Origin of the sequence: Maribacter sp. ACAM166 (assembly GCF_005771495.1) — a bacterium.
Taxonomy (GTDB): Bacteria; Bacteroidota; Bacteroidia; order Flavobacteriales; family Flavobacteriaceae; genus Maribacter.
The window spans coordinates 1-3,149 of record NZ_VAUW01000082.1 but is presented as its reverse complement, the minus strand read 5'-3'; the positions used below and the strand labels follow the sequence as shown (position 1 = coordinate 3,149).

The window sequence follows — 3,149 nt, the reverse complement described above, 5'->3', positions numbered from 1 at the left end:
GATAAATATTTCAAACAATCTAAATCAGTAGTATATACATTAAAAAAATCAACAATACTCTCACTTTTAAATGACTCCATAAATCTATTTGTTTGCCAATTAAAGATAAGTGTTTATGTAGACACCTTTAAAAATTAATAACCGACCAACTTAAATCTGTTCAATTATTGGTTAGTGGCTCTTCTGCTTTTGAGCTTAATAACCAAACACAGGAACCGTTACAGGAAGAAAATGGGAGTATCAATTATATCCTATTTCGTGGTCTGAGTTTGAAAATAATGTTGGCTATCTAAAAGCGCAGCAGCAACTAGAATTACGTATCGTTTACGGAATGTATCCAGATGTTATCAATAATTTTGGAGATGAAAAAGACATCCTAAAACAATTGACAGATAGCTATCTCTATAAAGATATATTGAGTTATGGAGGCATTCGTACCTGAAATTATAGAAAAACTCTTACGAGCCTTAGCTTTGCAAATTGGAAGTGAAGTAAGTAATAATGAACTGGCGCAATTACTGGGTATTGATAAGAAAACAGTATCAAATTATATTGATCTACTTTACCGGGCCTATGTGATTTTCAAACTTCCCAGTTTTAGCAAGAACTTACGAAATGAAATAAAATCCAATCAAAAAATATATTTTTACGATACAGGCGTGAGGAATATGATTATCGGTGATTTAAATCCGTTAGAAGTACGACAGGACAAAGGAAACCTTTGGGAAAATTTCTTAATCTCAGAACGACTAAAATATAACGGATATAATGGCTCACTATCTAAAGGTTATTTCTGGCGAACCGTACAACAGCAAGAAATTGATTATGTGGAAGAAGAAGCAAGAACAGTAACAGGTTTCGAAATAAAATGGAATCCAAAAAGTAAAGTCAAAATCCCTAAAACCTTTATTGAAACATACAAAACAGAAGTAAAAGTGATTACCAACGAGAATTTTCGAGAGTTTTTAAATAATAATAGATGAAATAGCATGCTTTATTGCCCAAATAAAATATCAAAAATTGAATAGAGCTTTTAAATTCCAGATAGAGTTAGAAGGAAGTAATCCAAAAATCTGGCGTGAATTTTTAGTTACCCCCGAAACTACATTTTATAGGCTACATCATATCATTCAAATTGTGATGGGATGGGAGAACTATCATCTTTACGAGTTTGAATCGGAAAACTATCGTATTGGTGAACAATATGAAGATGATGGCTATAATGGACCCAATGAGGTCATTAGTTCACAAAACCTAAGAATTGGAGATGTACTAAAAAAGAAAGGGCAAACCTTCTCTTATCTTTATGATTTTGGGGATAACTGGCAGCATTTGATAACGTTGGAAACGATTATTGAAGACTTAAGAATTCCATTTACAATTTGTTGTTTTGGTGAATTGAATTGCCCTCCTGAGGATGTTGGGAGTTTGCCCGGTTTTTATGATTTTTTAAAAATCATGGAAAACCGAAAGCACTCTGATTATAAAAACCTAAAGCGGTGGGTTAAAGGAAAGGATGTTTCTATAGAAGGCAAATATGATTCCAAAGAATTCTATATTGAAAGAGTGAACTTTTTGCTAATGAATTTAGATATCTATATTCAGGATTGGGAAAAGGAATCTAAGTAACAGCCAAAAGTTCAAATAAATCAGGGATATGGTTATAAAAATACTGTATTCAAATATTAGAATTGTAGCTTTAATAAAATAGAAGTTTATCATTATTTTTAAAGTGTTTATTAATTGAGGTTTTCAAATACCAAAGCGGTTTTAGAAAATTCCTAACCTAATTACTTAGTTTTAAATTAATTATGCAAAACCTAAGAAATCTATTGGATAAACTAGAGAAGGAAAATCGTTTAAGTAAGCTGAGTAGTTTAAAACATGATATCGATATTGAGTTGTCGAATCTTCCATCCTTTACCCAAGAGAGAAGAGAATTTTGGGATAAGACCTATGCTTTCCATAAATATCAGATACGCAAAGGAGTAAAAATAATGTTTTTAGATATCCCGAATCTCTTTGATTTTTTAGTTATTGCTGAAGATTAAAGTATTAGAGTTCAAATGAAGGATAGTTCATGGTATTGTGGCTTAATGGCTAGGCAGGACTCTATAGGAGTCTTCACACAGGATTGAATCGATTCGATGCCTAGTTCAGTGGGATATAGAATAGATAATTCAAATAGAGGATGAAAGAAGAAGAACTAGAGAGAATCAATCCTATACTTAAGGAAACGTTTCAACCGTTGCTTAAAAAAGGATTTATTACCGAAGAAGAATTCAATGAGATAATTACTTCCGAAATATCCAGTCCAGATACCTACCTGGTCAACTTATTCGGCCAATCCCGAACAAACGAAATCGAGACAGCAATGAAACTGGACCATGCAAAGTCTAATAAAGGCTAGGACACCATGTCGGCAAACCAATACAAAATTAAAGGAATAAATGGAAAATAAGCATTATGTCTGAACCGGAATTGAGGAACGGTCAAAGCTTCACGTATTTGGACCAATATGAAACTGTAGAAGCCATTATTATCTATGCCAAAACAATAGAAGGATTCAGTGCGTTTAAAATTCGTGTCAATGGTAGACCGGTGTTTATAACCAGGGATTTCATATTGATGTTGGATAAACTGAATAAACTGATCGGGAAATATCAACTGATAGAATCAAAGTCCAAATAAGGAAGTAGGTGGGACACAGTGTCGGCTACTCAAAACAAAATTAGAAGTTTAAATAAGGGATATTTTGTGAACAGTAATTTAAGAAAATTAAGCCTACAGTTAAAGAAATACGTGACAGAGTGGATATTTCAAGGGGAACCTATTCAAGTATTTAACATATCAAGGGCTTAATGGTAAGTTGAGACCATACAAGAACGAAGTATAAAGGAACTATTATTACCTTAGATATATAAGTAAGATATCATCAATGTTGCTACCCCATTGTTATGCCTAATTTCAAAAAAACTTTTGGAATTAAATTTCTGACGAATAAAAAAGAATGAAATAGCAGGAAGAAAAACTAATGAAAGAACATAAAAAGTTATCTGTATTAGCATCCACAGCTATATGCGGAAATGATATAAGCTCATCTGTATTATATGTATCTGCTCTAGCCATTGCCTTTGCTGGACAATACG

General features: G+C 32.6%; 5 protein-coding genes. All 5 read left to right on the top strand.

Annotation, left to right across the window (positions count from 1 at the left end; all coding sequences use genetic code 11):
- Nucleotides 1–422 precede the first annotated feature (422 nt).
- The 5 genes from ES765_RS21365 (at nucleotide 423) to ES765_RS21345 (ending at nucleotide 2,691) form a co-directional block, all read left to right on the top strand.
- Nucleotides 423–983, top strand: coding sequence for a DUF4143 domain-containing protein (locus ES765_RS21365; RefSeq protein ID WP_249356654.1), 561 nt, complete (start codon nucleotides 423–425; stop codon nucleotides 981–983).
- Nucleotides 984–1,020: 37 nt separating this feature from the next.
- Nucleotides 1,021–1,629: a plasmid pRiA4b ORF-3 family protein gene (locus ES765_RS21360; RefSeq protein ID WP_171017402.1), complete on the top strand. Its 609-nt coding sequence runs from the start codon at nucleotides 1,021–1,023 to the stop codon at nucleotides 1,627–1,629.
- A 182-nt stretch (nucleotides 1,630–1,811) separates the two neighbouring features.
- Nucleotides 1,812–2,051 (top strand): hypothetical protein, encoded by a 240-nt coding sequence (locus tag ES765_RS21355; protein WP_138116539.1) that lies wholly within the window; start codon nucleotides 1,812–1,814, stop codon nucleotides 2,049–2,051.
- Between the two features lie 140 nt (nucleotides 2,052–2,191).
- Nucleotides 2,192–2,410 (top strand): hypothetical protein, encoded by a 219-nt coding sequence (locus ES765_RS21350; RefSeq protein WP_138116537.1) that lies wholly within the window; start codon nucleotides 2,192–2,194, stop codon nucleotides 2,408–2,410.
- Between the two features lie 56 nt (nucleotides 2,411–2,466).
- Nucleotides 2,467–2,691: a hypothetical protein gene (locus ES765_RS21345; protein WP_138116535.1), complete on the top strand. Its 225-nt coding sequence runs from the start codon at nucleotides 2,467–2,469 to the stop codon at nucleotides 2,689–2,691.
- Nucleotides 2,692–3,149 lie beyond the last annotated feature (458 nt).